Source organism: Emticicia sp., from assembly GCF_043780375.1.
In the GTDB taxonomy this organism is placed as follows: Bacteria; Bacteroidota; Bacteroidia; order Cytophagales; family Spirosomataceae; genus Emticicia.
In genome coordinates, this window is sequence record NZ_JAYWCU010000267.1 from 1 (window position 1) to 4,193 (window position 4,193).

3 protein-coding genes and 1 pseudogene are annotated in these 4,193 nt (G+C 34.8%); 2 read left to right on the forward strand and 2 right to left on the reverse strand.

Translation table 11 applies throughout. From position 1 onward, the window contains the following. Positions 1–229: 229 nt before the first annotated feature. Together ACH2CJ_RS19660 and ACH2CJ_RS19665 are read left to right on the forward strand one after the other, a co-directional pair. Positions 230–1,585 carry a DEAD/DEAH box helicase gene (locus tag ACH2CJ_RS19660; protein WP_394995660.1) on the forward strand — a complete coding sequence of 452 codons (1,356 nt, stop codon included), beginning with the start codon at positions 230–232 and terminating at the stop codon, positions 1,583–1,585. A 50-nt stretch (positions 1,586–1,635) separates the two neighbouring features. After that, on the forward strand, positions 1,636–2,307 hold the full coding sequence (locus ACH2CJ_RS19665; RefSeq protein ID WP_394995662.1) for a hypothetical protein: 672 nt from the start codon (positions 1,636–1,638) through the stop codon (positions 2,305–2,307). A 49-nt stretch (positions 2,308–2,356) separates the two neighbouring features. Here the strand turns inward: ACH2CJ_RS19665 and ACH2CJ_RS19670 are convergent, their stop codons facing one another. Beyond that, positions 2,357–3,562: a DUF4105 domain-containing protein gene (locus ACH2CJ_RS19670; protein ID WP_394995665.1), complete on the reverse strand. Its 1,206-nt coding sequence runs from the start codon at positions 3,560–3,562 to the stop codon at positions 2,357–2,359. A gap of 70 nt (positions 3,563–3,632) precedes the next feature. Then, positions 3,633–4,193 (reverse strand): annotated as a pseudogene (locus ACH2CJ_RS19675) (hypothetical protein); the annotation flags it as partial.

The window sequence follows — 4,193 nt, forward strand, 5'->3', positions numbered from 1 at the left end:
GAGTATAAATTGTAAGATTCTTAACAAATTTGCTCAACTTGGATTACCTGAATCACAGAAAATTATCACTTAATTCAACCGTTGCAACAAAGTCATTTAGAGTTGAGAATTAAGAATTGCAGTAGTTCCTATGTAAAAGCTCCACCATAACTGTTTACTGATAACAGAAAAAAAATAGTTACCTTTGTGAAAAACCTCTATTTGGGGTAAGCATACAAAACCAATATTTATGTCATTTGAATCATTAAAATTAATTGAACCTATCCAAAAAGCACTTATTGCTGAAGGATATGTAACACCAACTCCAATTCAAGCACAAGCAATTCCTATTATTTTGGCAGGAAACGACCTCTTGGGATGTGCTCAAACTGGCACAGGAAAAACCGCAGCTTTTGCAATTCCGATTATACAAAAATTACATCAAAATAGTGAATTTCGTAAAGGTAGAAGAAAAATAAAGGCACTAATAGTTACGCCAACACGTGAATTAGCCATTCAAATTGGTGAAAGTTTTGAGGCTTACGGAAAATATACTGACTTAAAATATACTGTTATTTTTGGTGGAGTAAAACAAGGAAAACAAACCGACGAATTGCATAATGGCGTTGATATTTTGGTTGCTACTCCAGGGCGTTTGCTTGATTTGATTACCCAAAATTTTATCAGTCTAAACGCTATTGAAGTTTTTGTTTTGGACGAAGCTGACCGTATGCTCGACATGGGTTTTGTGCATGATGTGAAGCGACTAATCAAGCTTTTGCCCGTAAAACGTCAATCATTGTTTTTCTCGGCAACTATGCCTGACGAAATCGTAAAACTGGCTTCGACAATCTTAGACAGCCCCATTTCCGTGAGCGTTACACCTGTTTCTTCAACTGCAGACACTATCAATCAGTTTCTGTATTATGTTGATAAAAAAGATAAAAATGCTCTTTTATTAGAAATTTTGAAAGAAAAAAACATGGAAACGGCTTTGGTTTTCACACGAACCAAGCACGGTGCAGACAAGGTTGTAAAAATGCTTTTGAGTCACCAAATCAAAGCCGAGGCGATTCATGGAAATAAAGCACAAAATGCTCGTCAAAGAGCTTTGAGCAATTTTAAAAGTAAAGAAACAAGGGTTTTAGTTGCAACAGATATTGCAGCAAGAGGCATTGATGTTGATGAATTGGCTCACGTAATTAACTTTGAGATTCCGAACATCCCAGAAACTTATGTACATCGCATCGGTCGAACTGGGCGTGCAGGAGCAAATGGTACAGCATATTCATTTTGTGAAGATGAAGAATTGGGCTATTTGAAAGATATTCAAAGGTTGATTGGCAAGAAAATTCCTTTGGTGGAAGACCATCCTTTTGCCATAAAACCTGATTATTCTGTTCCTCCACCACAGTTGCAAAAACCTCAAGGAAGAGGCGGCAGACCTAATAATACTCAAAGACCAAGTTCTACCTCAAGACCAAATACAGGTTCAAACTCAAATCTAAGAGCAAATAATAATCCAAGACCTAACAATACCGCCCCTGCCCAAGACTCAGGAAAACCAAAAAAGAAATGGTATGGAAATAGTGGAGGAAAAGGTTGATTTTTATAAATTTACGTTCGAATAATTGTTTAAATTAACAAAATAGCATAATGAAAAAACTATTTCTTTTTCTTTCGTTAACGGTAATCTTGTTTTCTTGTCGAAAGGAACAAGAAACACCCGATTTAGGAAACACAATTTGGGTAAATGCAAAATATTTAGAATCACTCGAACGAACAAAATCACCACTTCAAGCAAAAATATATGCCGATACAGTGATGGTCAATTTTAACGCTAATGCTGATACCGCCAATATCGTTTGGAATTTTCATGAAAGTTCGGAATTTATAGTAAAAAAAGGTGATAAAATACAACTTTTCAATGCTTATGAAGAAAAAAAAACGCCCGAATTTGAAGGAATATTAGTAAATGGTACACTGAAATTAGGTAAAAGTACTTTCAAGAAAGTAGATACTATTGGTTTTATTGAAAAGAAATTTTGGATTGGAAAATATAGTGCTGGCAGCAATCAAATCGAACTAAAATTCGATGGAAAAATATCTGGCATTGATTCATTAGCTACTTATTACGTTTGGAGCGATTACATAACTACGCAAACCGACATCGATTTAATTGATTTTTACGCCAAAAACAATAAATCAACAACTTATGGCTATAAATTCGTAGGAAATGAGATTATTTTTTATGATTTTATTTGGAACGAAACAGACCAAATAACAGGTAAAGTAGGAAAGGAAATGTTTCGGTGGAGACAAATTTAAAGAAAGTTTTTTTAAGGAGCCTTCGCTTTGAGCGAAGGCTCCTTTTTTTTCAAAACGAACTCAATTTCTTTCTTAATCTCCACCAAATATAGAATGCTCTTACCGCCAAAGCAAACACTACTGGCACAAGCGAATAATTAATTTCTTGCGGAAAAAGTTTCCAGCAAATCAAGAATAAAATGAGGATTATACCATAAGCCAAGAAATGCTTTGATAGCCAAGCTCTATCGGGCGGCGAACCGCTATTCTCTTTTTTTAATAATAAAGCAATGGGAAATAATAATGGGTAAGTCCAAATAATATTGAGATTATTTTCGGTTACGCCGTGGTCGGTAAAAAACCAAAGTACAAAGATAAACCAACCAAAAATTCCTGCTATTGTAAAAAATATTTTATCAAAAATGAAGCTATTGCGTGTCTTTCTGAATTGATAAAAAGTAAATATAAGCACTAAAAAGAAAAAAGTCCAAAATAACATATTAGGTGTAATCAGTTCTTTTTCTTTTACAATTATGGGCAACATCCCTTTATTCAATTCAATTTTTTCTAAAACTAAAGGTTTCCACGTACTATCTTTTTGAATTTTAGCATTATCGAACGCATCCATCAAATTATCTGGCAAAAACATTGCTCCATTTGCACCTGTATTGCGGTCGGAAGGCTCTCCAATTGCTAAATCCATGCCAAAATCTGCCCATAATTTTTCATTTTTCCGAGCATACACATCTATCCATTGGCGGTACGAACTATCGGCGTGAATTGTTTTTGAAAACGTCAGGCTATCGGTACAAACTCTTTTCAACACATCTCGCAAGCGAGTTGAGCAATTATCATAAAAGAATTTGTAGGCATATTCTCTATTTTGGGGTAAATAGTTATTTTGAAGAAAATCATAAACACCTTGTTTTTGAGCTTGCGAAAGATTCAAAATTTGTTCGGTAACACTACGTTTTTCTTGAGTCCAGCCTGTAATGTCATTTTCAAAATAATTACCGCTGATTTGGTAAGGCAATGTTCCTCTCAAAAATTTAATATAAAAACCTTCTGTTCGAAAATCAAATGCTCCGTAATTGAAAACGACATCAAGTCTTTGCTGAGGGTCATTAATTCTGAAGGCACTATGTCCAAAAGTTGAGTATAATTCTGCCCCTGGAGAAACCGTCAGCAAGCTAATTTTTGCATTTGTTGACAGTGTTTGGGCAGATAATGTGAAAGGGAAAATTGCAAAAAATGCAAAAAAGAAGGCTTTTTTCATGCAGAATAAGGTTTTCTGCAAATATATGTCAAAACCCCACAGGTTTCAAAAACCTGTGAGGTTTATTTGCTTAATAGCGAGAAACTTTCAAAGAAGAAAGACCGCTTTCTACATTCAAATTTATTTTTTTTGCTGCTTTGTCATAGCCTTTTGTTTGCCACACGCCATCTCTGACTTTCTCGAAATCGTCAAAATCTTTGGCATTCAATGCTCCGTCCATTCTGATTTCACAACCAACACTTTCTGGAACTTGAATTTTAACTTCTGCCACACCCGACTTTACATCAACAGCTATGTTGTCTTGTTTGTCACCAAATTTAATATCAATCGAAGCGGCACCAGTTTCAAGATTCAACTTTTTAACTTTATAGTTACTCAAATCAAAATCTACTTCACCAGCACCAATACCCATGTCTATTGTCCAGATTGGAGCAGTCGAAAGCTTTAGCATAATATCGTTGCCTTTGTTATCGCCATCAAAGTGGAAATTATTGTTTTTCTTATCTTTCATGCTAAAATCAATAACTTTTGCATCAGCAGTTTTTTCTTCTTCCAAAGTGTATCCTCCTTTGTATTGTAGCAATGTGGTTGCTTCAAAAAGTCGATTATTTGATTCTTCTAAGTCAAATTC